The following is a 25,195-nucleotide window of genomic DNA, read 5'->3' as shown; positions in this document are numbered from 1 at the left end:
CGCGCGAAACCGGCGCGCTTTCCGCGACCGTGCTCTATAGTTCCCCTCATTCCAGCGCGTGTGGACGTCACCGCGAGTGAATTCGGGAGGAAGTATCATCATGAGCGACGCAACGGTCATGGACGGCAAGGCGCGGTCCAGATCCATCATCGATCAGGTCACCGAAGCGACCAGGACATTGAAGAGCGAGACCGGCATCCAGCCTGGCCTTGCGGTGGTCATCGTCGGCAGCGACCCGGCGAGCCAGGTCTATGTCGGCTCCAAGGCCAAGCGCGCCGAGGAGTGCGGGTTCAAGTCGGTGAAGCACGAACTGCCCGAAGACACGAGCGAGGCCGACCTTCTGAAGATCGTCGACGATCTCAACCGGGACGATTCGATCCACGGCATCCTCGTCCAGCTTCCCCTGCCCAAGCAGATCGACGAAGGGAAAGTCATCCAGGCGATCGATGCCGACAAGGATGTCGACGGCTTTCATCTCATCAATGTCGGACGGCTTGCCACAGGCGCATCCGAGGACGCATTCGTGCCCTGCACGCCGGCCGGTTGCATGGTGATGATTCGCGACGTTCTGGGCGACGACCTGTCCGGCCTCAACGCCGTGATCGTCGGCCGCTCGAACATTGTCGGCAAGCCGATGGCGCAGCTTCTACTCGCCGCGAACGCGACGGTGACCATCGCCCATTCGCGCACGAAGAACATCGCGGCGGTCTGCGCCAATGCCGATATCCTCGTCGCCGCCGTCGGCAGGCCCGAGATGATCACCGCCGAATATGTCAAGGACGGCGCCGTCGTCGTCGATGTCGGGATCAACCGCATCGACGCGCCGGAAAAGGGCACGAATGCGGACGGTTCGGTCAAATCCCGTCTCGTCGGCGACGTCGCCTACGAAGACGCGGCCGAAAAGGCCAGGGCGATCACGCCGGTGCCCGGTGGTGTCGGCCCGATGACGATCGGCATGCTGATGGCGAACACGCTCCGCTCCGCCTATCGCGCCGCCGGAAGGGATGCGCCGAAGTTCTGATCGCGCAGGGGCCGCCCGGCCGTTCTCCTGTCGTCGCCGACGCAAAAAAGGCAGGCGTTCCGCAAAACCGGGACGCCTGCCTTTTTCAGTCCTGCAGCCGGATGTTCCGGCGATGCGTTCAGATCAGGCCGATCAGGCTGATCACCATCACCGCGACGAGCAGCACGCCAACGATCATCGCCGGTCCGATCGTGAAGCGTTTCGAGAAGGGCCAGATCGGCAATACGGCGATCAGGGCAATCAGGAGAAGGACAAAGAGAATTCCGCCGGTCGTCATGCGTCAAAGGCTCCGAACTGTTGCGTGGGCCCTGCCCGCAACCGATCCGAGGTGGCGCGAAGCGATAAGGCCGTCTTTCGGAACGCTTCGTAGCGTCCCCGGCGAAGAACCGCAATCGATCCTTGCCGCGAACATGGCAGGAACGGACACGGTCCGACCGTTCGTGCGCCAGCGGCCGTCAGATCGGCTCGCCCTGCAGCAGCCGCGGCGAAGGTCCCTTCGTCAGGCCGGCTGCCTGCGAGATGAAGAAGGCCTTCATCGCCGGGGCGCGATCGACCAGGGAGAGCCCGAAGGACCGGACCGCGCGCAGGACGTTGTTGTCGTTCGAGAACAGCCGGTTCAAGACATCGGTGGTGATGCCCATCTGGACCGTGTCGAAGCGCCGCCAGCGCTGATATTCCTCCAGAACGTCGATCGATCCGATGTCGAGACCGTTGCGTTCCGCCTCGACGATCGTCTGCGCGAGCGCCGCCGCATCCTTGAAGCCGAGATTGAGCCCCTGCCCCGCGATCGGATGAATGCCGTGGGCGGCATCCCCGGCCAGAGCCAGATGCGGCTTCACGAAGCTGCGGGCCAGGGTAAGGCTGAGCGGGAACGCCCTTCGTCCGCCCTCGAGGCGCAGCGCGCCAAGCTTGTGGCCGAATCGCTGTTCGAGTTCGAGTTCGAACAACATCTCGTCGCCTTCGACGAGGGCCTTGGCCTCGCGCGCGCGCTCCGTCCAGACGAGGGAGGATCGATTGCCCTTCAGCGGCAGGATCGCGAACGGGCCCGAGGGCAGGAAATGTTCCTCGGCGCGGCCATCGTGCGGGCGCTCGTGGCTGACCGTCGCGACGATTCCGGCCTGATCATAGTCCTTCCGAATGGTCTGAATGCCGGCCATCGTCCGGATCTTCGAGTTGACGCCGTCGCAGGCGACGAGCAGCCTGGCCGCGATCTCGCGCCCGTCGCTCAGCTCGACATCGATCCGCGCCGATTTCTGGCGAATCGCCGTGACGCCGACGCCCTGCCCGATCGAGACGCCGAGTTCCGCAGCCTTCTCGCGCAGGGCACCGTTCAGCACCTGGTTGCTCAGCATGTGGGCGAAAGGCTCGCCCGGCTCGGCCTCGCCGCCGAATGTCAGGAACACCGGCCGCACGACGTCGCTGGTCCGGGAGTCCGTGACGATCATCTCGGTGATCGGCTGGGCCTCGTCCCGCACCTTCTCCCAGATATCGAGCTGTTCGAGCATGCGGATGGCGGCGGCCGCGATCGCCGAGGCGCGCCCGTCCTTCTTCCACACGCCCTCCGGCGCAATATCGACGATGCGCACGTCGAGGGACGGCGCGGACGTCTTGATGGCGACGGCGAGCGTCAAGCCGACATAACCCGCACCGGCGATGACGATATCCGCTCGCTCTGCGGTTTCCCTGGACGTCTCGGCGCTTCCCGTGGATGCGGCCATGCCGGCTCTCCTTGCCTTCTGATCTTGGGTTCGTCATGGACGAACGTCTCTCCGACCATATGGTTTGCCAGACGCACATCGCCAGAGCACCGACGCCGCAGCTTCTGCAGCGTCGATGCAGGACGTCAGAAAGGTCGCCCGTTTTCATGGAAGCCGTCACGAAACTTCTCGAGATTCTCGATCTCGAAACCCTGGAGACCAACCTGTTTCGCGGGGCAAGCCCGCACGAGGCCCGGCAGCGGGTCTTCGGCGGCCAGGTCGTGGCGCAGGCGCTCGTGGCGGCCCAGCGCACCGTGCCCGCCGATCGTTTCTGCCATTCCCTTCACAGCTATTTCCTGCGCGGCGGCGATCCGGCCGCCCCGATCATCTACGATGTCGACCGCATCCGCGACGGCGGATCGTTCACGACCCGGCGCGTGGTGGCGATCCAGCATGGCCAGCCGATCTTTCTCCTGTCGGCCTCGTTTCAGATCGTGGAAGAGGGTTTCGACCATCAGATCGACATGCCGGACGTTCCCGGCCCCGACGACGTCCCCCACGGCGAGGCGTTGAACGAGCGGATTCTCCGGCATGCGCCGGCCGCGGTGAAGGCCTACTGGCAGCGTCCGCGCCCGATCGAGTTCCGCCCGGTGCTGCTCGATCATTACCTGACCGAGGACAGGCTCGAGCCCATCCAGCGGATCTGGGTCCGCTGCGGCCGGGAGATCGGCGACGACCCCAACCTCAACGCGGCGGTTCTCGCCTACCTGTCGGACATGACCCTCCTCGACACCTCGCTGTTCGCGCACGGCCTGTCGGTGTTCGATGCCCGCGTCCAGGCTGCGAGCCTCGACCATTCGATGTGGTTTCATCGCCGCGTGCGCGTCTCTGACTGGCTCCTCTACGCCCAGGACAGCCCGTCATCGTCCGGCGGACGGGGTCTGACGCGCGGCAGCTTCCATACACGCGAGGGCGCCCTCGTCGCCTCCGTCGCCCAAGAAGGATTGATCCGGCCGCGCAGCCGTTGATCCCGCCCGCTTCGATCGATCCCCGCGGGCCGGGCCGGAACCCGCTTCGGGCCCGCGCGTCCCCGCAGCCCAATGGCTGCCCGGCAGCCGGATCGCTTCTGCCTTTATTTTCATCACCTGATGCGATCCAAAATTGCATATTTCCTAGGCAGCCGTTTCCTACGCCCGATCTTGCGACCTCTTCCGGCGAAACACCCCCGAATTCGCACTGAAATCCGGTGCGTTCGCAGTCTGGCACAAAGCTTGAATCCCTTGAGGGCAGCCGCCGTCATAAGCGCGGCGCACACACGGCTCATAATCTGCGGCTTGAGCAGCTGCGCCAGGTTCGAGGTGAACATGAAAATCGTGATGGCGATCATCAAGCCATTTAAGCTCGACGAGGTCCGCGAAGCGTTGACCGGCATCGGGATTCAGGGGCTGACCGTAACCGAGGTCAAGGGCTATGGCCGGCAGAAGGGCCATACCGAGATCTATCGCGGCACCGAATATGCCGTGAGCTTCCTTCCCAAGCTGAAGGTCGAAGTCGTCGTCGGGTCCGAATCCGTCGACAAGACGGTCGAGGCGATCCAGGTCGCGGCCAAGACCGGACAGATTGGAGACGGCAAGATCTTTGTCTACGGCATCGATCAGGCGGTCCGCATCCGCACCGGCGAAACCGACTCGAACGCGCTTTGATGCCCAAGGGGGACGACCGAATGAATTTCAGGACACTCATCTATCTCTCCGCGATCGGCGTCGGCCTGACGGCCACCGCCGCCTTCGCGCAGGACGCAGCGGCACCAGCCGCCGATGCGGCGGCGCAGGCCGCGAGCCCGGCGGCCGATGCGGCTGCCCCGGCGGCAGATGCCGCGGCGGCCGGCGCCCCGAGCGATCAGGTCGCCTACATCTTCAACACGCTCCTCTTCCTCGTCGGCGGGTTCCTCGTCATGTGGATGGCGGCGGGCTTCGCCATGCTGGAGGCCGGCCTCGTCCGCTCCAAGAACGTGTCGATGCAGTGCCTCAAGAACATCGCGCTCTATTCGACGGCCGGCATCATGTTCTGGGCCTGCGGCTACAGCCTGATGTATAGCGGCGTCGATGGCGGCTATTTCGGCACCATCGCGCCCTATGCCTTCGATCCGGTCGGCGGCAACGCGCTCGACACCGGCTATTCGACGGCTTCCGACTGGTTCTTCCAGATGGTGTTCGTGGCCACGGCCGCCTCGATCGTGTCGGGCACGCTCGCCGAGCGCATCAAGCTCGGCTCCTTCATGGTCTTCACCATCGTCCTGACCGGCTTCATCTACCCCATCGCCGGTTCCTGGCAGTGGGGCGGCGGCTGGTTGTCGGAAATGGGCTTCTCCGATTTCGCAGGTTCCACCCTCGTCCACTCGGTCGGCGGCTGGGCGGCGCTCGCGGGCGTCCTGCTCCTCGGCTCGCGCACGGGCCGCTTCGCCGCGGACGGTCGCGGCGTTCCGATGCCGGGTTCGTCGATCCCGCTCGCAACCCTCGGCACGTTCATCCTCTGGCTCGGCTGGTTCGGCTTCAACGGTGCCTCGCAGCTCGCCATGGGCACGATCAGCGATGCCAGCGACGTTTCGCGCATCTTCGCCAACACGAACCTTGCGGCCGCCGGCGGCGTGGTCGTGACGATGATCCTGCTTCAGGTCATCTACAAGCGCGTCGACGTCACGATGGTGCTGAACGGCGCCCTCGCCGGCCTCGTCTCGATCACGGCCGAGCCGCTCCAGCCGGAAGCATGGCAAGCCATCCTGATCGGCGGCGTGGGCGGCGTCATCGTGGTCGTCGCGGTTCCGCTGCTCGACAAGCTCCAGATCGACGACGTCGTGGGTGCGATTCCGGTCCACCTTCTCGCCGGCATCTGGGGCACGATCATCGTTCCGGCCACGAACAGCGAAACGAGCTACCTCACCCAGCTCATCGGCATCGCGGCCTACGGCGTCTTCACCTTCGTCGTCAGTCTCGTCGTCTGGGGCATTATCAAGGCGATCATGGGCATGCGGGTGTCCGCGGAAGAGGAATCGCTCGGCCTCGACCGGACGGAAGTCGGCGTCGAAGCCTATCCGGAATTTGCGACCGGGCAGCGGTGACCGCACGCCGTCCGGAGCGACGAAACGATCGCTCGATCTTCGGGGAGGCTCGCCGTCAGGCGGGCCTCTTTTCGTTCGCCCCCGGCACCCCCTCCCGTGGGCCCACACGGTCTTTCCTGCAAGACGCCCAAAATAGCGGCAATCGCCTCATTCCTGCTCAGCGATGCCCGAGGCGCGCGGCCGATCGTCGTCGTGCGACGGGTTTTCGATCTGGCACGGAACTTGTCTGCCGTCCAATTCGAATGCGCCGTCGATCCTCGCGGACGGCTGCATGTCAACGGGTCAAAAGGCGTCCAACGTGATCAGACACTCATTCCTGCAGCCCCTTGCGGCGGCATCCGCGGCGCTCGCCGCAACGTTCCAGGCATCGGCCTCGTTCGCACAGGACGCGGCAGCCGCCGGCGGCGCCGCAGCGGCCGAAGCCGCAGCGCCCATCGTCGAAAAGGGCGACGTCGCCTGGATGATGACGGCGACACTCCTCGTTCTCTTCATGACCATGCCGGGTCTCGCCCTGTTCTACGGCGGGCTGGTGCGCGCCAAGAACATGCTGTCGGTCCTGATGCAGTGCACGATGATCTGCGGCATCATGATCATCGCCTGGGTGCTGTACGGCTACTCCTTCGCGTTCGGCGGCGGCACCAGCCCCTATTGGGGCGGCCTCGGCAAGCTGTTCCTCGCCGGCGTCACCGTCGACACGACCTCCGCCACCTTCACCGACGGCGTCGTGATCCCGGAATATCTCTTCGTCGCCTTCCAGATGACGTTCGCCATCATCACGCCGGCCCTCATCGTCGGCGCGTTCGCCGAGCGGATCAAGTTCTCGGCGGTGATCGCCTTCGTGCTGATCTGGACGACCTTCTCCTACTATCCGGTCGCCCACATGGTGTGGGACGGTGCGGGCCTCATCTTCAACGGCACGCTGTCGGGCGGCGTCGCGGCGATCGATTTCGCCGGTGGCACGGTCGTGCACATCAATGCCGGCATCGCCGCCCTCGTCGGCTCGTTCATGGTCGGCAAGCGCATCGGCCTCGGACGCGACAACATGGCGCCGCATTCGATGACGCTGACGATGGTCGGCGCGGCGTTCCTCTGGGTCGGCTGGTTCGGCTTCAATGCGGGCTCCAACCTCGAATCGACCTCGGCGGCCGTCCTCGCCATGATCAACACGTTCACGGCGACCGCGGGCGCACTGGTGGCCTGGTGCGTGATCGAGACCTTCACCCGCGGCAAGGCCTCGATGCTGGGCGGCGCGTCCGGCATCGTCGCCGGTCTCGTGGCCGTCACCCCGGCCTGCGGCACGATCGGCCCGGTCGGCGCCATCCTGCTCGGCGCGCTGGCGAGCGGCGTCTGCTATTTCTTCGTCGCGGTCGTGAAGAACAAGCTCGCCTATGACGACAGCCTCGACGTCTTCGGCATCCATGGCATCGGCGGCATCATCGGCGCGATCGGAACCGGCGTCTTCACCTCCGATGCGCTCGGCGGAATCGGCTATGGCGAGGGCGTGACGATGGCCTCGCAGGTCTGGGCGCAGATCGTCGGCGTCCTCATCACCATCGTCTGGAGCGGCGTCGTCTCGGTCGTCGCCTACAAGATCGTCGACCTCACCATCGGCCTTCGCCCGAGCCAGGAAGACGAGCGGCAGGGCCTCGACCTCAGCTATCACGGCGAGGTCGCCTACCATTCCTGACCCCTCGCGCGCCGCGCGGCGGTGAGCGTTTCCCAAACACAAGGGCGTCCCTCCGGGCGCCCTTGTTTCGTTTGCCGCGCGACCCGTCGGGACCCGTTCGGGAACGGGCGGCCCTTCAGGCGCGGCAACGGCTTCGCGCCGGTTCCGGTTACCCGTCAGCCGGCCACGACATCGGCGTATCGTTGCGGGTTCCGCTTGAACAGGACGTCCACATACGGGCATTGGGGCACGATCTTCACGCGTTCCGCCCTTGCCCAGGCAACGCCCGCGTCGACGAGTTTGGCGGCAATGCCGTTGCCCCGCTCGGCCGGCGGCACGAAGGTATGGTCGAAGACCACGGTCTCCTCGTCCCGCCGGCGATAGGTCAGTTCCGATGCTCCGCCGGACGTGACGAAGCGCCCGCCGCCCGTGCCCGGTTCGTGCTCGATATCCATGTCGTTCTCCTTGTTCGTGCGCCTTGCCGAAGACATAGGTCCGAACGCCCGGCCTGCCCCGAAATATCCGCCATGCGTCCGCTCCCCGGAGAGAAATCGCTAACGCGCTCTTAAGCTTAAAGGGGGCTTAACCAGCGCCGCCCTAAACTGGGCCGAACAGGTCGGCTGCGCCGTTTCAGACGATGGAGCCGACAAGACAATCCACCTTTTTCGACAGGCGGCGACGATGACATTGACGGCAGATGGCGTGAACGGCAAACGGACGAACCTTCGGCGGCAGGCCGAACTGGGCGCGGGACTGGGGATGGTCGGGCTGGCGGCCTTCTTCGCCGCCTCGATCGCCACGTGGAACGTTGCGGACCCATCCTGGAGCCAGGCGAACCGGCAGGTCGTCGAGAACATCGCGGGAACCTCCGGCGCCATCACCGCCGACCTCCTGATGCAGGTGCTGGGGCTGGGCGCGGCCCTGCTCGTCGTCTGGCCGCTCGTCTGGGGCGGGTTCTTCATCCTCGGCAAGCCGCTCGACCGTCTCGCCCGCAAGGGCTGGTTGTCGGTCGCCGGCATCGCGCTCGTCTGCGCCGCCCTCGGCTGTCTGCCGGAAAGCGAAAGCTGGCCGCTGCCGATCGGCCTCGGCGGCGTCCTCGGCGACATCGTGCTGAAGGTTCCCGCCCTCTTCATCGGCGGCTATCCGTCCGGCGTCATGGCCGTCATCGTCGGTCTTGCCGTCCTCGTTCCCGGCGCCCGCCTGATTCTCGGCGGCCTGGGTCTTTGGGACATGAAGCAGGGCGGCGGCCGCCAGGCGGCGCCGGCCGGCCGCGCCGCGCCGGCGATCGTCGATCCGCTCGAAGGCCAGGAGGGCCGGTTCTCGCTGTTCATGGGCGCGCTCGCCCATACGGTGTTTTCCGCCCGCTCGGCCATCGACCGGGTCCGCGCATCGCGGGCCGAGCGACGCCGCGAGTTCGGCGACCGCTTCGACGAATGGAACGAGCCGGCGGCCCCCGCGCCGCTGGTGCGCGACAGCGCGCTGCTCGAGCGCCCCGAGCCGCAGTTCGCGCCGATGCCGCAGCATGCGCCGGCCGTTCAGCCCGCCCGTTCGCCGGCCGCTGCCGCAGCCCCCTTTGCCGCTCCCGCGCCCGCCGTCGCGGAGCGTTCCGTCCGCGTCCACATGCCGGCGCATGCGCCGCAGGGCGCCTATGTCGACCCCTTCGCCGACCAGATCGACGAGGACGAGTGGGCGCCCCGGGCAGCGCCGGGCGCACGCGGGGCACCGCTCCAGGCCCCGATCGCCGATCCTTACGGACAGCCGCGCGTCACCGGCCGGTTCGACGCGCCTTTCGAGGCTCCGGTTCAGGATCCGGCCGGCGCCGACGGCTTCAGCCACGACGCCTGGTTCCGGACCGGCGACGCGCACGCGGACGATGGACCGTACGACGCGGCGGATGCTGCGGACTTCGACGGATATGACGATGGCTACCGCGAGGCCGACCCGACCGGCTCGCACGCAACTCATGCGGAACCCGCGCCCGCGGCATCCGAAGGTGGCTGGCGCGGCCTCCTGCCCGCCAACATCGTCGCATTCCCCGGCCGCAGGCCGAAGCCGGAGCAGCCGGCCGACATGCGCCGCGAGCCGCAGATCGCCGAACGCCCGATCGAGCGCCAGCCGATCGAACCGCGCCATGCCGTGCCGCAGGTGCCCGACGACAACCGCCAGCACCGGCAGATGCCACGGGCGCACGGCCCCTCGCCTTCGCCGCAGGATCAGCCGGCCGTTCGCGCCGCGCAGCATACGCGTTCCATCACCGGCGAACAGAACCAGTTGCGCAATGGCTCCGGCCGCGCGCTCGCGATGAAACCGAAGCTCGAGCTTCCCGATCCCGAGACGTTCGAACTGCCGTCGATCGAATATCTCACCCCACCGCCGGCCCGTGCCCACGACGAAACCCTGTCGGAAGCCGCGCTCGCCGACAATGCGCGCCTCTTGGAAAGCGTCCTGCAGGATTTCGGCATTCGCGGCGAGATCATGGAAGTGCGGCCCGGCCCGGTCGTGACGCTTTACGAGCTGGAGCCGGCCCCCGGCATCAAATCCTCGCGCGTCATCGGCCTTGCCGACGACATCGCCCGCTCGATGAGCGCGATCGCCGCGCGCGTCGCCGTCATCCCCGGCAAGAACGCGATCGGCATCGAACTGCCGAACGAGAAGCGCGAAACGGTCTATTTCCGCGAAATGATCGGGTCCGAGGCATTCGCCGGCCACAAGGGCAAGCTGCCGCTCGCGCTCGGTAAGACGATCGGCGGCGAGCCGGTCATCGCCGACCTGTCCAAAATGCCGCATCTCCTCGTCGCCGGCACCACCGGTTCGGGCAAGTCCGTCGCCATCAACACGATGATCACCTCGCTGCTCTACCGGCATTCGCCGGCCGAATGCCGCCTGATCATGATCGATCCGAAAATGCTCGAACTCTCGATCTATGACGGCATTCCGCACCTCCTGTCGCCGGTCGTGACCGATCCGAAGAAAGCCGTCGTCGCGCTGAAATGGACGGTCCGCGAGATGGAGGACCGCTACAAGAAGATGTCGAAGGTGGGCGTGCGCAACATCGACGGCTTCAACCAGCGGGTAAAGGCCGCCCAGGCGAAGGGCGAGGTGCTGTCGCGCACCGTCCAGACGGGCTTCGACCGCAATTCCGGGGAGCCGGTGTTCGAGACCGAGGAGTTCGATCTCCAGCCGCTGCCCTACATCGTCGTCATCATCGACGAGATGGCCGACCTGATGATGGTCGCCGGCAAGGAAATCGAAGGCGCCGTCCAGCGTCTCGCCCAGATGGCCCGTGCCGCCGGCATCCACGTCATCATGGCGACCCAGCGTCCCTCGACGGACGTCATCACCGGAACGATCAAGGCGAACTTCCCGACCCGCATCTCGTTCCAGGTCACGTCGAAGATCGACAGCCGCGTCATGCTCGGCGAGAGCGGCGCCGAGCAGCTTCTGGGCATGGGCGACATGCTGTTCATGACCGGCGGCGGCCGCATCCAGCGCGTGCACGGCCCGTTCATCGACGACGCCGAGGTCGAGGGCATCGTCAGCCATCTGAAGGCGCAGGGCGTGCCGGACTATCTCGACGCGGTTCTAGAGGACGACGAGGACGAGGACGAGGCCCCGGCCAAGGGCGGCAAGGGCGGCGGGTCCGCCAAGAACGCGGTTCCCGAGGAGGATCTCGACGAAAACGCCGATCTCTACGATCAGGCCGTCGCGGTGGTTCTTCGGGACGGCAAGGCCTCGACCTCCTACATCCAGCGCCGCCTGTCGATCGGCTACAACCGCGCCGCCTCGATCATCGAGAAAATGGAGAACGAAGGCGTGGTGGGTCCGGCCAACCATGCCGGCAAGCGCGAGATCCTCGTGCCGACCGAAGAAGACCAGTTCTGAACAAACAGGGTTCGCCGGCCAGCGCCCGCCCCACCATGTCGGATCGTGGGGCGGGCTTTTCATTGTCCGCCGTTTTGCGACGCGATCGTCGTTCGGCCGTGACCGCCCTTCCCCACCCGTGCGGCTGCCTCACGAGATGAAGCCGGCCGAAACACAGCGTTCATTGCAACGTCGAAGCGTTCGCGCCGTTGACGTTCGAACGACCGGAACGGCCGGCGCGCACAGCGGCCGGCCGTTCCGGCGCACGACGTCAAACGGAAAACAGGGAATATCCATGCAGGTCTACGGCTACGGCATCACGGAAAAGGGCTCGAACTTCGTCCCGGTCACCTTCGATCGAACCGACGTTCGCCCTGGCGAAGTCGCCATCGACATCACCCATTGCGGCATCTGCCACTCCGACCTCCATCAGGTCGACAATGACTGGGGCAACACGATCTATCCATGCGTTCCCGGCCACGAGATCGCCGGGATCGTCACCTCGGTCGGAGACGGCGTGACGAAGTTCAAGGCGGGCGATCGGGTCGGCGTCGGCTGCATGGTCAATTCGTGCCAGGAATGCGAAGCCTGCCGGAACCACGACGAGCAGTACTGCTCGGGGCCGAAGAGTTGCACCCTCACCTACAACGGCACGAAGGCCGGGGACGGCTCGAACACCTATGGCGGCTACACGAATGCGATGATCGTCCGGGAGGAGTTCGTGCTCAAGGTTCCCGACACGATCTCCAATGAGGTCGTCGGGCCGATCCTGTGCGCCGGCATCACCACCTATCAGCCGATGAAGCATTTCGGCCTGAAGAAGGGCGACACGCTGGGCGTTGCCGGCATCGGTGGCCTCGGCCACATGGCGATCCAGATCGGCAAGGCGATGGGCGCGCGGGTCGTCGCCCTGACCACGAGCCCGAACAAACGGGACGAGATCCTGAAGCTCGGCGCCGACGAGGTGCTGATCACCACGGATGCGGATGCGATGGCGAAGGCCGCCCAGAGCCTCGACATGATGATCAACACCATACCGGTGAAGCACGACATCAACCCTTATGTGTCGCTGATGAAGCCGAACACGATGCTGCTTCTCGTCGGCAACATGAACGGCTTCGACAGTGTCGAGAGTGGCCCGCTCGTCTTCAACCGCATCGGCATTGCCGGCTCGTTGATCGGCGGCATCAAGGACACGCAAGAGATCCTCGACCTGTGCGCCGAGCATGGTATCGAGCCGATCACCAAGCTCGTCTCGATCCGGGAAGTCGACGGCGTCTTCGAGGAATTGCGCAACGGCAATCCGGGTTATCGCCACGTCATCGACATGCAGACATTGAAGGACGATGCGGACGGCCAGAAGAACGCCCGGACGATCGCCGACCCGACCCGGGGTGCGGTCGTCGGCCGCGCGGCCTGACCGCCCGGATATAAATCTGCCGTACCTCGAGCACGGCCGCACGATCAGCCCGTCGCCGCACCTTGCGGCGGCGGGCTGATGTTTTGGTATCGATCTTTCGACCCGGCCGATCATCAAGCCGAGCCAAGCTCAATCCAGCATCGCCTGCAGGGTTTCGAGGCGGTCGGCCTCCGCGGCGGGCTTGTCCCAGCGAAGCCGGGAGACGCGGGGAAAGCGCATCGCGACACCCGATTTGTGGCGTAAGGAGCGTTGCAGCCCCTCGAACGCCACCTCGATGACGAGGCCGTGGTCGGGCTCGGCGCGCACCGAGCGGACCGGACCGAAGCGTTCGATCGTGTTGTCGCGCACATATTTGTCGATCTGTTTCAGCTCCTCGTCCGTGAAGCCGAAATAGGCCTTGCCGACCGGCACGAGCTCGGGCGCGTCGGCCTCGCCCGTCCATACGCCGAACGTGTAGTCGGAATAGAAGCTCGAGCGCTTTCCATGGCCGCGCTGGGCGTACATCAGCACCGCATCCACCAGATAGGGGTCCTGCTTCCACTTGAACCAGGGGCCTTTGGGACGGCCGGGGACGTAGGTGCTGTCGTGCCGCTTCAGCATCAGCCCTTCGATGACCGCGTGCGGCGGATTCTTGCGGTAGGCCGCCAGATCCTCGAACGTTTCGAACGGCACGAAGGGCGAGACGTCGAATCGGGTCGGCTCGAGCGTATCGGCGAACCGGTCGAGCCGCTTGCGCCGTTCGGCGAAGGACAGCGCGCGCAGGTCCTCGCCGTCCTCGAACAGGAGATCGTAGGCGCGCAGGAACACCGGAAACCGCTTCAGCATCGCCGCCGACACGGTCTTGCGGTTCAGCCGCTGCTGGAGATCGGAAAACGTGCCGACGACGATGTCGTCGCGCCGCGTGCCCGCATGCCCTTCGACCTTCGGCTTTCCCGACCTCTCCGTCGTCGGCGTGGCGACCAGAAGCTCGCCGTCGAGCGTGCCCTCGAACGTCATGAAGTCCATGAGATCGGGAAACGCGCCGGAAATATCGTCGCCCGTGCGCGAGTACAGCCGCGCGACGCCCCGGTCGCAGGATGCCTGGACGCGGATGCCGTCCCATTTCCATTCGGCGGCATATTCGGCCGGCCGGATGATGCCGTAATCGGACTCTTCCAGCGGCGTCGAGAGCATGACCGGCCGGAACGGCGCCTTGGCCGCCGAAACCGGCTTGTCACCCCTGCCCTCCAGCCAGGCGAAAAGGTCCTCGTAGGGAACCGTCAGCCCGTGCCACAGCTCCTCGATCTCGGCGACGTCCTGGCCGCCGAAATCGGCCAGCGCCTGCTTTGCGAGGCGCGAGGACACGCCGATCCGCATGGCGCCGGTGACGAGTTTCAAGAGCGCATACCGTCCCGAGGAATCGAGCTGGTCGAGCCAGGCCTCGACGAGCTTCGGCCCCGCCTGGCGCGTCGCCCCGTTCAGGCGGCCGACGACCTCGGACAGGGTCGGCTCGAGCGCACCGTCACCGGTCCCGCCGTCGTTCGGTCCGGGCCAGACGAGCGAGATCGTTTCGGCGAGATCGCCGACATAATCATAGGAAAACCGGAACAGCTCCGGGTCGATCCGGTCCTTCATCAGGTCGCGCAACATGGCCGGCTTCACCGATCGGATGTCGAGGTCGCGGGTGATGGCGGCAAGCGCCAGCCCGCGTTCGGGATCGGGCTGGGTCTCGAAGTGCTCCACCATCAGGCGCAGCTTGCCGTTTCGCGACGGCGTCAGGGTCAGGGCGTCGATGAGATCGGCAAAGGCTTTCATCGACGGCAAGATAGATTGCCGGGCCGCCCCGGCCAGCCGTGCGATCGGCCGCGCAAGGAGACGGCCTCATCCGGGCCGGACCACGCGCACCGAGGGCTTGTCATCGAGTTGTAACAGAGCAGCGGCATTCATGGCCATCTTTTGACCTGACCCAAGGACGGATTGCCGATGTCGCGCCACCTTCTCGCAGCGCTCTGCGCCACCACGATCCTTTCGACCGCGGGCGAGGCGCTCGCCGAACCGATGTTCAACCGCATCGCCTCCTTCCCGGTCGCCCAGAACCTGCCCGAGGGCACGGATCCGATGACCGAGACCTCCGCGGAGATCATCACCGCGAGCCAGGACGGCCAGACCCTCGTCTATTCCAACAGCCCGGCCGGCGGCATCGGCTTCGTCGACATCTCGGACGCCGAGGCGCCCGCCGCGCTCGGCTTCCTGTCGCTCGAAGGCGAGCCGACCTCGGTGTCCGCGATCGCCGGCAATGTCCTCGTCGGCGTGAACACGTCGGAAAGCTTCACCGATCCGTCCGGCCGCCTTGCGGTCGTATCCCTCGCGGACCGGACGGAAAGCGCGTCCTGTCCCCTTCCCGGACAACCCGATTCGGTGGCGGTCTCGCCCGACGGCGCGTTCGCGGCCGTCGCCATCGAAAACGAGCGCGACGAGGATCTGAACGACGGGGCCATCCCGCAGCTTCCCGCCGGCTCTCTCGTCATCGTCTCCCTTGCGGATGGCACGCCCGATTGCGCGACGATGAAGACCGTCGACCTGACCGGTCTGTCCGAGATCGCCCCCACCGATCCCGAGCCCGAATTCGTCGATTTCAATACGGCCAACGAAATCGTCGTCTCGCTCCAGGAAAACAATCATCTGGCGATCGTGGATGCGGCATCGGGCGAGGTGACGAACCATTTCTCCGCCGGTGCGGTGGATCTCGCCGGGATCGACACGCAGGACGATGGGGCGCTCGCCTTCACCGACGACCAGCCGGCGCGCAAGCGCGAACCGGACGCGGTCAAGTGGCTCGACGAGACCCGCTTCGCGTCGGCCAACGAAGGCGATTACGAGGGCGGCTCGCGCAGCTTCACGGTCTGGAACAAGGACGGAAGCATCGCCTACGAGGCCGGCAACAGCTTCGAACACGCGCTGGTCCGCGCCGGCCACTATCCCGACAAGCGCTCGGACGCCAAGGGCGTCGAGCCCGAGGGCATGGAGACCGCGACGTTCGGCGAGGAGGATCTCGTCTTCGTCCTGTCCGAGCGTGGCTCCGCCGTCGGCGTCTACCGTGTCGGCGAAGGCGACCCGGAACTCCTGCAGCTGCTGCCGTCGGGCATTGCTCCGGAGGGCGCGGTCGCGATTCCGGGGCGCAATCTCCTGGTCACCTCCAACGAAGCCGATCTTGCGGAAGACGGCGGCGCCCGCTCGCACGTCATGATCTACGAGCGCGCGGACCAGGCGCCGGCCTATCCGCAGATCGTTTCCGAGGACCAGGACGGCATGCCGCTCGGCTGGGGCGCGCTGTCGGGCCTTGCCGCCGACCCGGGCAACGCGAACACGCTCTACGCCGTGTCGGACTCCTTCTACGAGACCCAGCCGCGTATCTTCACGATCGACGCCTCGCGGACGCCGGCGGTGATCACCGGAGCCATGACGGTCACGAAGGACGGCGTGCCGGCCGAAAAACTCGATCTCGAAGGCATCGCGGCCGACGGGCAAGGCGGCTTCTGGCTCGCCAGCGAGGGCGATGCGGAGGATGAGATTCCGCATCAGCTGCTCCATGTGAACCCGGATGGTTCGCTTGCCGAGGCTGTCGCGTTTCCGGACGAACTGCTCGAGGGCGCGACCCGCTTCGGCGCCGAAGGCATCGCGATGGACGGCGACACGCTGTGGATCGCGATTCAACGCCCGTGGGAAAACGATCCGGACGGCAAGACGAAGATCGTCTCCTACAAGCCGGAATCCAAGGAATGGGCAGCCGTCTACTACACGCTGGAGACGCCGGAGACCGGCTGGGTCGGGCTGTCGGAGATTACGGTTCACGGGGACGATCTCTACCTGATCGAGCGCGACAACCAGATCGGCGCGAACGCGAGGATCAAGCAGCTGACGCGCGTTTCGAAGGCCGATCTTGCGCCAGCGGCGCTCGGCGGCGACCTGCCGACGGTGACGAAGCAGATCGTCCACGATTTTCTGCCGGACCTGAAAGCCGGCAACGGGTTCGTGGTGGACAAGATCGAGGGCTTCACCATCGCCGCGGACGGCACCGGCTACGCCGTGACCGACAATGACGGCGTCGACGATTCGTCCGGCGAGACGATGTTCTTCAAGGTCGCGCTCGACCAGCCGACCCAGTAGCCGGCTCCTGCGACGAGAGCGATCCTCGCGGATGCGGGCGGGCCATCAAGGCTCGCCCGTTTTCCGTTCCGCACCGGGAAGCACGCGCTCGCCACGCATCTGGCGCGTCGCGAGCGCGCGCTTGGCCGTGAACACCGCATCGGCGCTCATCTGGGGCTCGGCGACCAGCCATTCGAGATAATCGGACGGCACCTGGCGAATGGGAATGCCCCTGTGGCGGCCGAACCGCAGCCTGGCGAGCAGCGCCGGCTCGTTCGACACCGTCTCGGCGCGCTCCAGGAAATCGTCGAGATCCTGGCAGCGCGGCATCAGGGTTTCGGCGATCCGGCGCATCAACACCGCCGTGCAGACCGCGTCGAACAGCGCCCGGTGGGGATGAAGCCCGGACAGGAGCGCCGAGACGCCGGACAGGTCGAGCGGCACATATTTGACGAGGCTCTGGAGCCCGTGCGCCTTCACATCCGGAAAGGCGCGCAGCGCCAGCTTGTAGGTGCACAGCCACCGACCGGTGAGGCGCAGGCGCGAGCGGTCGAAGTCGGCGCGCTGGGCGGCGAACGTGCCCGTGCTGAACGGGACGACCGCCTCCGCGAAGGTCGGCGCGCCGACCAGCATCTCGTTGGAGATCTGATGCACCTTGCGGGCCCCCGCGCTGATCTCGACGCCGGCGGGATCGCAGAAGGTCTGCATCGGGTTGAAGATCGCGCCGGTCTTCAGGTCGAGATCGACAGACCCGATCTCGATCACCGCATCCTCTTCCAGCTTCTGGCCGGCGGTCTCGGTATCGATGATGCGGACGAGTGTGGAGCCGGGTTCGTCGAACAGGCTGCGGGCTTTCGGTGCAGGAGGAAAAAGTTCGGTCATCGCTCCCATAGATCACGCGCTTGGGACGCAAGTGCAAGCGGCCCGTTTGCGGCGTACGGGCGCGGCCGGCTCGCACGCTCGCGGTAAGGACAGTCTCGCCTTAACGGGACGAACAGCCGTGCGGCGCATCAAGGCAGGCATCAGGGAAAGAACCTGCGCCCGCTCCCGGCCTTCCGGCCCTCCGGCACGGGCGGACCGTCCTCGCCGCGTCCGGACGCTTCGCGCATTCGCGCGGGAGCCGCGTCCGGCAATGTCCCGGCGCCGGCCGCCCGTCCCCCCTCGAGCCGCCGCCTGCGCCTCACCATGCGCGCGGCGCCGTGCCCGGACGCGCCGCCGGCCCAGCCGAGCAGGAAGCCGATCGCCGTCAGCATGAAACCGTCGATCGTCACCGGAAGCGCCGGCCGGTAATCATCGAACGCACGGCGTGCGATCGACCAGTCGGGATCGGACAGGAGGATGAACGGGCGCATGATGGGCGCGGTCTCCAGCAGCCGCTCGTAGCGAGCCGCGATCGCTTCGGCGCGCGCCGCCATCGCGCCGATCCGCTCGCCCTGCGCGGCGACGAAGGGATCGTCATTGCCGCTGAGCCGGCCGATCGCGGCGCGGCGTCCGAGCCCCAGCTCCGCAGCGCTTTCGTCGAACTTGGCGATCTCGGCCGAGAGTGCGTCGGCCGCCCCGCCGAGACGCTGCAGATATTGCTGGGCGAACTCGGCCGACTGGCTCGCAAGGCCGGTCATCAGGAGCGCTGCCAAAAGGCGCGCCGACAGGGCTGTGATCATGGGGAGGCGGTCCTCGGCATCGAGACGGTGTCGAGAAGAAGTCTAACCCACGGGGCCTTCAAATGCTGCAGAGCAAGCCGCCCGACAGGCCGATCTTTCGCCTTCACAGGGGTAATCGATGAGGATAAACCCGCACCATCACCGTGAAACTTCGATCGAGAGCTTGGCCCATGTCCCGTACCGTCTACGTCAACGGCTCCTATGTCGCGCAGGAAGAGGCGAAGATCTCGGTCTTCGACAGAGGCTTTCTGTTTGCCGACGGCGTCTACGAGGTCACCGCGGTGCTGGGCGGCAAGCTTGTGGATTTCGCCCCCCACATGCAGCGTCTGCGGCGCTCGCTGTCCGAACTCGCCCTGCCCTCGCCCGCCGGCGACGAAGAGATCCTCTCGATCCACCGCGAGCTGACCGAGCGCAATCGGCTGGTCGAGGGACTGATCTATCTGCAGGTGACGCGCGGGGCGGCGGAACGCGATTTCGCCTATCCGCCCGAGGACACGAAGCCGAGCCTCGTCCTGTTCACGCAGGCCAAGACCCTGCGGGAGACGCCGGCCTCGAAGACCGGCATCGCGGTCGCGACCGTGCCCGATCTTCGCTGGAAGCGCTGCGACATTAAGACGGTGCAGCTGCTTTATCCCTCGATGGCCAAGATGGCCGCCAAGGCCAAAGGCGCGGACGATGCCTGGATGGTCGACGAGGACGGGTTCGTGACCGAAGGCACCTCGAACAACGCCTATATCGTGACCGGCCAGGGCAAGCTCGTCACGCGGCACCTGTCGCACGACATCCTGCACGGGATCACCCGCGCGGCGGTCATCCAGCTCGCCGAAGCCGAAGGCATCGACGTCGAGATACGCCCGTTTTCGGTCGAGGAAGCCAGACAGGCCCGCGAAGCCTTCGTCACCTCCGCATCCGGCTTCGTCATGCCGGTCGTGTCGATCGACGGCGAGACGATCGGCACGGGAACACCCGGCACCTTCAGCCGGCGCCTGCGCGCCGTCTATATCGCGGAAGCGGAAAAATCGGCGATCTGACCGGTCGGGGCCTTCGCAGGAATGTGCCAGATGCCAGGTTCTGCTGCGTTGCGAAAGAAGCTTCACTCCGGTAGGAAAACCTCATCCTGTTCTCGCGAAAGTCCCGCACGGCATGACCACACGTGACATCGTCTTCATCGCGCTCTTCGCGGCGTTCATGGCTGTTCTTGGCGTGTTTCCGCCTCTGTTGATTCCGGGCCTCGGAATTCCGATCACGGCGCAATCGCTCGGGCCGATGATCCTGGGCGGGGTGCTCGGCGCGAAGCGCGGCACGTTGGCGATGCTTCTGTTTCTGGCGCTCGTCGCCGTTGGGCTACCGCTTCTGTCCGGCGGTCGCGGTGGTCTTGCGCCGTTCGTCGGGCCGTGGTCGGGCTTCATCTATGGCTGGATCGCAGCGACTTTCCTCATCGGCCTCCTGACGGAGCGCTTCTGGCGGAAGATCAACCTCGTCTCCGCCTTCCTGATCTCGGTGGCCGGCGGCATCGGTGTCGTCTACCTGATCGGCGTTCCATGGTTCTCCTTCGTCTCGGGCACCGGCCTTGCCGAGGCGTTCATGGGCTCGATGATCGCCTTCATCCCAGGCGATCTCGTCAAGGCCGGGATTGCCGCCGCCGCCGTCACGCTGGTCAAGACATCCTATCCGCTGATCTCGCCGCGCCTTGACAATCGCGCCCGATAAGCGCGAGGCCCTGTTCGAGGGCGTTCGCGTCGAGCGCGGCGAGACCCTCGTCCTTCCCGCCCTGGACCTTGCGCTGACCGAACGGCGGATCGGAGTGATCGGCGCGAACGGCTCGGGAAAAAGCACGTTCGCGCGGCTTCTCAACGGGCTGATCCTGCCGTCGGCCGGCCGTGTCGCCGTGGACGGTTTCGATACGAAGGCCGAGACGCGGCAGGTGCGGCGCCGTGTCGGCTTTCTCTTCCAGAACCCCGACAACCAGATCGTCTATCCGACCGTCGGGGAGGACATCGCGTTCGGTCTCAGGCGGCACAAGCTGCCGAAAGTGGAGGTTCGCGCCCGGGTCGAGGCCGCGCTTCATCGCTTCGGGCTCGCCGGCTTCGAGGAGCGGCTCGTGCACGAACTGTCCGGCGGCGAACGGCAGATGGTCGCGTTCGCCGGCGTCATGGTGCTCGAACCCTCCTGGCTCGTTCTCGACGAGCCGACGACACTGCTCGACCTCAAGAACACCGCGCGCGTGATGCGCACCATCGCCGAGATCGAACAGTCGGTTCTTCTGGTAACGCACGATCTGGATTGTCTCGCCGGTTTCGATCGGGTGATCGTCTTCGAGAAGGGCCGGATCCTCCACGACGGCACGCCGCGCGACGCCATCGCGGTCTACAAGGCGTTTCACGCGTGATCTCCGGACTTTATCTGGCGGGGACGAGCCCGCTTCACCGGGCCGGGGCGGGGCAAAAGCTTCTCGCGCTCATCGGTTTCGGGACCGTGCTTCTGTCGCTCCCATCCGTTGTGCTTGCCGCTGTCGGTCTCGCCGTGGCGCTCATCGGCTATAAGGTCGCCGGGTTCCCGTGGCGCATCGCCTATCGACAGATCAGAGCGATGCTTCTCTTTCTCGCGTTTCTGTTCGCCGCGCAGGTCTGGCTCGTCAGCCTCGAGGCCGCAGCGCTTCTTGCCTTGCGGTTTTCGGCACTGATCCTGTCGGCCGGTCTCGTGACGCTGACGACGCGCACCAGCGATCTCGTCGCCGCCCTCGAGACCGCGCTGCGCCCGTTCGAGCGATTCGGCGTCCATGTCGAGAAGGTGAGCCTTGCCATCTCGCTGACCCTTCGGTTCATCCCGCTCGTCGCACAGGTCGTCGAGGACGTGAAGGAAGCCCGGGCGGCACGGGGCCGCGAGCGCTCGATGATCGCGCTGGCCGTTCCCGTGATCATACGGCTCCTGAAGACCGCCGATGCCATTGCCGAGGCGATCGAGGCACGAAGCTGATCCGGGCTCTGAGGGCCCGATCCGCGAAGCCGGGAAAAAGTCCCGTTTTCGATGCGCGGCGAAGCGCGCCCATGACGGCACTGGCGACAATCCTGTAGGGTTTTGAGCATATTGGGAGTTTCGACGATTTCGGGAGGATCGGCGATATGAAGCACCTCGTCATGGGTCTGGCCTTCGCCGGCGCGCTGCTTTGCGCGGCACCAGGCCATGCGCAGGATGCGGACGGCGCACTGGAACCCGTGCGGGTCGGCGTCCTCAAATACGGCACCGTCAACTGGGAACTCGATGCGATGGTCCGCGAGGGTCTCGACGCGGCGAACGGCGTCGACGTCCAGATCGTGCCCTTTGCCGGGGAAGCTGCGTCCAATGTCGCACTGCAGTCCGGCGCGGTCGACATGATCGTCTCCGACTGGCTCTGGGTGTCGCGCCAGCGCGCGACCCGCGCCGATTATACCTTCGTCCCCTATTCGACCTCCGTCGGCTCGCTGATGGTCCCCGACGACAGCGAGATCGAGACGCTCGGCGATCTGGAAGGCAAGACGATCGGCGTCGCCGGCGGTCCGCTCGACAAGAACTGGCTCGTGATCCAGGCGCTGGCGCAGAAGGATCACGGCATCGATCTGGCGAGCCGGAACGAGATCGCCTACGGTGCGCCGCCGCTGCTGGCCGAAAAGGCAAGGTCCGGCGAACTCGATGGCGTCCTCAACTTCTGGCACTACGCCGCCCGGCTCGAGGCGGACGGGTTCAGGACGCTGATCTCCGGCACGGATGCGGCCATCGCCATGGGGACGGACCGCCCCGTCGCGTCCATCGGATGGGTGTTTCGCGACAGTTTCGCCGAAGCGCATCCGGACGCCGTCGAGGGATTTCTGGCGGCCGATCTTGCGACCAAGGACCTTCTCGCCACCTCGGACGACATATGGGTTTCGCTGAGACCCATGATGCAGGCCGAGACCGACGCCGCCTACGCCACGCTGATCGCCCGCTACCGCGAAGGCATTCCGGCGCGAAGCATAGCGGACGAAGTGAAGGATACGGAAAAGCTCTACGCGCTGCTCCACGAGATCGGCGGCGAGACACTCGTCGGGCCGAGCGATCGCCTGGTCGACGGCACCTATTACAGCGGCCTCGGCGATGGCCGTTGACGGGGGCGCTGCGAGCGACGAGGGCCGCCCTATCCAGGTCTCGAACCGCCGCCTGACGCCGATGGCCGTCACGGCCGTGTCGCTGCTCGGCCTGCTCGTCGTCTGGTGGGTCGCGGCGGCGGTCGCCGACAGCCGCGTCCTGCCGACACCGGTCGCCGTCTTCGACGCGTTCTGGCGCGACGCCGCGACGGGCGAATTGTTCTTCCATCTCGGCATGACGCTGATGCGGGTGTTCTTCGCCTTCGCCGCCGCCATGCTGATCGGATCGGCGATCGGCATCGGGCTCGGCGTCAGCGCGAGCGCGAACCGCTTCTTCGATCCCTGGCTGATCCTCTTCCTCAACATTCCGGCGCTCGTCGTCATCGTCCTCGCCTATATCTGGTTCGGCCTCAACGAGGTCGCGGCGATCGGCGCGATCGCGGTGAACAAGATCCCCAACGTCGTCGTCACCATGCGCGAGGGCGCCCGCTCGCTCGACCGGCAGCTCACCGAAATGGCCGCCGTGTATCGCTTCGGGCCCGTCAAGCACCTGCGCCACATCATCCTGCCCCAGCTCCAGCCCTATTTCGCCGCATCCTCGCGCTCCGGCCTCGCGCTGATCTGGAAGATCGCCCTCGTCGTCGAGCTTCTCGGTCGCTCGAACGGCGTCGGTTTCCAGATCAATCTGTATTTCCAACTGTTCGACGTGGCCGGCATTCTCGCCTACACGCTCGCCTTCGTCGCCGTCATGCTGGTGATCGAACTGGTCGTCGTCCAGCCGCTCGAAGGGCGCGCGACGCGCTGGCGGACCTCCGCATGACGGCTGCATCGACGGGCACCGGGCCGCTCGAGGTGGACATCACCCGAAAGGTCTTTCGCGGCGCCGACGGCTCCCACACGCATGCGATCGAACGCATCGCCTTCGAGGCGCCGGCGGGCTCCTTCACCACGCTGATCGGGCCATCGGGCTGCGGCAAGACGACGACCCTCAGGATCGTTCTCGGCCTCGACGCGGCCTATGCGGGCTCCGTCTCCCGCCCCGATCCGGACGGGCGCATCGCCGTCGTGTTCCAGGAACCACGGCTCCTGCCGTGGCGGACGGTGGATCAGAACGTTCGCCTCGCCTTGCCCGCCGGCATGGAAAACGAGAACCTCGATGACCTTTTCGAGATCGTCGGCCTGTCGCAGATGCGCCAGCGGTTCCCGACCGAGCTGTCGCTGGGCCTTGCGCGCCGGGTCGCGCTGGCCCGCGCCTTCGCGATCCGGCCGAGCCTCCTGCTTCTCGACGAACCCTTCGTGTCGCTCGACGAGATGACGGCGACACGCCTGCGCCAGCTCCTGATCACGGTCTGGTCGGCAAGGCGCACGACGGCGCTGATGGTCACCCACAATCTGCGCGAGGCGGTGCAACTGTCCGATCGGATCGTCTTTCTCACCGAGCGTCCCGCGACGGTGCGCGGCATCATCGAGATCGAGACACCGCGAAAGGACCGCAGCGCGGACTGGCGCGAAGCTCAGGTGAAGGCGATCGATACGCGGTTCCCCGGCGTTCTGTAGCCGTTCGTTCCCCATGCCGAACCGGTGGACCGAACGCGATTTGGCGCCGGAACCGATTGCCTTTCGCTTTCGCTTTCGCCAAATTCGAAAGCGGAGGAGAACCATTACATGCTGTCGGAGCGCCAGACCGAAATATTGGAAAGCGCCAAGCGCGCAGGCCGCGTGACGGTCGAGGAACTAGCGGCGCGCTACGAGGTTTCCGTCCAGACGATCCGGAAAGATCTGAACGAGCTCTGCACCCAGCGGCTGCTGGCCCGGGTCCACGGCGGCGCGGTGCTGTCCTCCTCGATCGAGAATGTCGGCTACGACGCCAGACGGCTGATCGCCTCCGACGAAAAGGCCGCGATCGGACGGGCCATCGCCGATCTCATTCCCGACCATGCATCGCTTTTCGTCAATATCGGCACGACCACCGAGGCGGTCGCACAGGCTCTCCTGCATCGAAACGACCTGATGGTGATCACCAACAACATCAATGTCGCAAGCCTGATGCGCCCCTATCCCGAGATCGAGGTGGTGATTGCCGGCGGCGTCGTACGGCGCTCCGACGGCGGTGTGGTCGGCGAGACCGCGGTGGACTTCATCCGCCAGTTCAAGGTGGATTATGCGGTGATCGGCGCGTCCGCGATCGACCCGGACGGCTCGCTTCTCGACTACGACTATCGCGAGGTCCGGGTGACGCAGGCGATCATGGAAAATTCCCGCAACGTCATTCTGGGCGCAGACGCGTCGAAGTTCGATCGATCGGCGCCGGTGCGAATCGGCCACCTGTCGCAGGTCGACGTCTTCGTGACCGATTCTGCGACCGATCCGGTGAGGCGCGCCTGCGAAATCGGCGAGACGCGCCTGATCGAGACCGGCGCGGTGCCGCACCTCATGCCTTTGGTGGCGGAATAGGAAATTTCGCTTGACCTTCGTTTTGCTTTCGCTTTAACCTTCGGATTACCGCACCAGGCAGGGATCGATGGC

Annotated in this window: 22 protein-coding genes; 16 read left to right on the top strand and 6 right to left on the bottom strand. The window is 66.1% G+C overall.

The window, feature by feature from the left end; genetic code table 11:
• The first annotated feature begins 100 nt into the window (after positions 1–100).
• The gene (folD, locus tag U0C82_RS10040) at positions 101–1,021 is read left to right on the top strand and encodes a bifunctional methylenetetrahydrofolate dehydrogenase/methenyltetrahydrofolate cyclohydrolase FolD (RefSeq protein WP_322186976.1); all 921 of its coding nucleotides are present in this window, start codon (positions 101–103) and stop codon (positions 1,019–1,021) included.
• Positions 1,022–1,139: 118 nt separating this feature from the next.
• Here folD and U0C82_RS10035 read toward each other — a convergent pair whose 3' ends face one another.
• Positions 1,140–1,298, bottom strand: coding sequence for a DUF3309 family protein (locus U0C82_RS10035; protein WP_322186975.1), 159 nt, complete (start codon positions 1,296–1,298; stop codon positions 1,140–1,142).
• Between the two features lie 178 nt (positions 1,299–1,476).
• Complete coding sequence (locus U0C82_RS10030) at positions 1,477–2,739, bottom strand: ubiquinone biosynthesis hydroxylase (protein ID WP_322186974.1); 1,263 nt, start codon at positions 2,737–2,739, stop codon at positions 1,477–1,479.
• A 146-nt stretch (positions 2,740–2,885) separates the two neighbouring features.
• On the opposite strand from U0C82_RS10030, the gene tesB reads away from it, so the two are divergent.
• The 4 genes from tesB to U0C82_RS10010 all read left to right on the top strand — a co-directional run bounded on the left by tesB (position 2,886) and on the right by U0C82_RS10010 (position 7,523).
• A complete protein-coding gene (tesB, locus tag U0C82_RS10025) occupies positions 2,886–3,746 on the top strand; it encodes an acyl-CoA thioesterase II (RefSeq protein WP_322186973.1) in 861 nt (286 codons plus the stop codon).
• A gap of 336 nt (positions 3,747–4,082) precedes the next feature.
• Positions 4,083–4,421: a P-II family nitrogen regulator gene (locus U0C82_RS10020; RefSeq protein WP_322186972.1), complete on the top strand. Its 339-nt coding sequence runs from the start codon at positions 4,083–4,085 to the stop codon at positions 4,419–4,421.
• 20 nt (positions 4,422–4,441) lie between these two features.
• Positions 4,442–5,836 carry an ammonium transporter family protein gene (locus U0C82_RS10015; RefSeq protein ID WP_322186971.1) on the top strand — a complete coding sequence of 465 codons (1,395 nt, stop codon included), beginning with the start codon at positions 4,442–4,444 and terminating at the stop codon, positions 5,834–5,836.
• A gap of 271 nt (positions 5,837–6,107) precedes the next feature.
• Positions 6,108–7,523 (top strand): ammonium transporter, encoded by a 1,416-nt coding sequence (locus tag U0C82_RS10010; RefSeq protein WP_322186969.1) that lies wholly within the window; start codon positions 6,108–6,110, stop codon positions 7,521–7,523.
• Positions 7,524–7,678: 155 nt separating this feature from the next.
• On the opposite strand, the gene U0C82_RS10005 is transcribed toward U0C82_RS10010, so the two are convergent.
• Positions 7,679–7,957: a GNAT family N-acetyltransferase gene (locus U0C82_RS10005; RefSeq protein ID WP_322186968.1), complete on the bottom strand. Its 279-nt coding sequence runs from the start codon at positions 7,955–7,957 to the stop codon at positions 7,679–7,681.
• A gap of 226 nt (positions 7,958–8,183) precedes the next feature.
• Between U0C82_RS10005 and U0C82_RS10000 the strand changes: the two genes are divergently transcribed.
• Positions 8,184–11,384, top strand: coding sequence for a DNA translocase FtsK (locus U0C82_RS10000; RefSeq protein WP_322186967.1), 3,201 nt, complete (start codon positions 8,184–8,186; stop codon positions 11,382–11,384).
• A 274-nt stretch (positions 11,385–11,658) separates the two neighbouring features.
• Positions 11,659–12,783 carry an NAD(P)-dependent alcohol dehydrogenase gene (locus U0C82_RS09995; protein WP_322186966.1) on the top strand — a complete coding sequence of 375 codons (1,125 nt, stop codon included), beginning with the start codon at positions 11,659–11,661 and terminating at the stop codon, positions 12,781–12,783.
• Between the two features lie 129 nt (positions 12,784–12,912).
• Here the strand turns inward: U0C82_RS09995 and U0C82_RS09990 are convergent, their stop codons facing one another.
• Positions 12,913–14,577: a cisplatin damage response ATP-dependent DNA ligase gene (locus tag U0C82_RS09990; RefSeq protein WP_322187413.1), complete on the bottom strand. Its 1,665-nt coding sequence runs from the start codon at positions 14,575–14,577 to the stop codon at positions 12,913–12,915.
• 168 nt (positions 14,578–14,745) lie between these two features.
• Between U0C82_RS09990 and U0C82_RS09985 the strand changes: the two genes are divergently transcribed.
• Complete coding sequence (locus U0C82_RS09985; protein ID WP_416186656.1) at positions 14,746–16,929, top strand: esterase-like activity of phytase family protein; 2,184 nt, start codon at positions 14,746–14,748, stop codon at positions 16,927–16,929.
• A gap of 45 nt (positions 16,930–16,974) precedes the next feature.
• Here the strand turns inward: U0C82_RS09985 and U0C82_RS09980 are convergent, their stop codons facing one another.
• Both U0C82_RS09980 and U0C82_RS09975 read right to left on the bottom strand, forming a co-directional pair.
• Positions 16,975–17,790 carry an exonuclease domain-containing protein gene (locus U0C82_RS09980; RefSeq protein WP_322186965.1) on the bottom strand — a complete coding sequence of 272 codons (816 nt, stop codon included), beginning with the start codon at positions 17,788–17,790 and terminating at the stop codon, positions 16,975–16,977.
• Between the two features lie 140 nt (positions 17,791–17,930).
• The gene (locus tag U0C82_RS09975) at positions 17,931–18,569 is read right to left on the bottom strand and encodes a DUF2937 family protein (RefSeq protein ID WP_322186964.1); all 639 of its coding nucleotides are present in this window, start codon (positions 18,567–18,569) and stop codon (positions 17,931–17,933) included.
• Between the two features lie 170 nt (positions 18,570–18,739).
• On the opposite strand from U0C82_RS09975, the gene U0C82_RS09970 reads away from it, so the two are divergent.
• From U0C82_RS09970 to U0C82_RS09935, 8 genes are all read left to right on the top strand, one after another.
• Entirely contained in the window at positions 18,740–19,600 is an 861-nt protein-coding gene (locus U0C82_RS09970; RefSeq protein ID WP_322186963.1) for a D-amino-acid transaminase, read from the top strand.
• Between the two features lie 112 nt (positions 19,601–19,712).
• Complete coding sequence (locus U0C82_RS09965; RefSeq protein WP_322186962.1) at positions 19,713–20,279, top strand: biotin transporter BioY; 567 nt, start codon at positions 19,713–19,715, stop codon at positions 20,277–20,279.
• The gene (locus U0C82_RS09960) at positions 20,260–20,958 is read left to right on the top strand and encodes an energy-coupling factor ABC transporter ATP-binding protein (protein WP_322186961.1); all 699 of its coding nucleotides are present in this window, start codon (positions 20,260–20,262) and stop codon (positions 20,956–20,958) included. Before U0C82_RS09965 ends, U0C82_RS09960 begins: the two co-directional genes overlap by 20 nt.
• The gene (locus U0C82_RS09955) at positions 20,955–21,545 is read left to right on the top strand and encodes an energy-coupling factor transporter transmembrane component T family protein (protein WP_322186960.1); all 591 of its coding nucleotides are present in this window, start codon (positions 20,955–20,957) and stop codon (positions 21,543–21,545) included. Before U0C82_RS09960 ends, U0C82_RS09955 begins: the two co-directional genes overlap by 4 nt.
• A gap of 146 nt (positions 21,546–21,691) precedes the next feature.
• Positions 21,692–22,690 carry an ABC transporter substrate-binding protein gene (locus tag U0C82_RS09950; protein WP_322186959.1) on the top strand — a complete coding sequence of 333 codons (999 nt, stop codon included), beginning with the start codon at positions 21,692–21,694 and terminating at the stop codon, positions 22,688–22,690.
• Positions 22,691–22,751: 61 nt separating this feature from the next.
• Positions 22,752–23,489 carry an ABC transporter permease gene (locus U0C82_RS09945; protein WP_322187410.1) on the top strand — a complete coding sequence of 246 codons (738 nt, stop codon included), beginning with the start codon at positions 22,752–22,754 and terminating at the stop codon, positions 23,487–23,489.
• Positions 23,486–24,226: an ABC transporter ATP-binding protein gene (locus U0C82_RS09940; RefSeq protein WP_322186958.1), complete on the top strand. Its 741-nt coding sequence runs from the start codon at positions 23,486–23,488 to the stop codon at positions 24,224–24,226. Before U0C82_RS09945 ends, U0C82_RS09940 begins: the two co-directional genes overlap by 4 nt.
• A gap of 108 nt (positions 24,227–24,334) precedes the next feature.
• Positions 24,335–25,123, top strand: a complete 789-nt coding sequence (locus tag U0C82_RS09935; protein ID WP_322186957.1) for a DeoR/GlpR family DNA-binding transcription regulator — start codon at positions 24,335–24,337, stop codon at positions 25,121–25,123.
• Positions 25,124–25,195 lie beyond the last annotated feature (72 nt).

Origin of the sequence: Fulvimarina uroteuthidis, assembly GCF_034321785.1 — a bacterium.
GTDB lineage: Bacteria > Pseudomonadota > Alphaproteobacteria > Rhizobiales > Rhizobiaceae > Fulvimarina > Fulvimarina uroteuthidis.
This window is presented reverse-complemented; position numbering and strand designations above follow the sequence as displayed.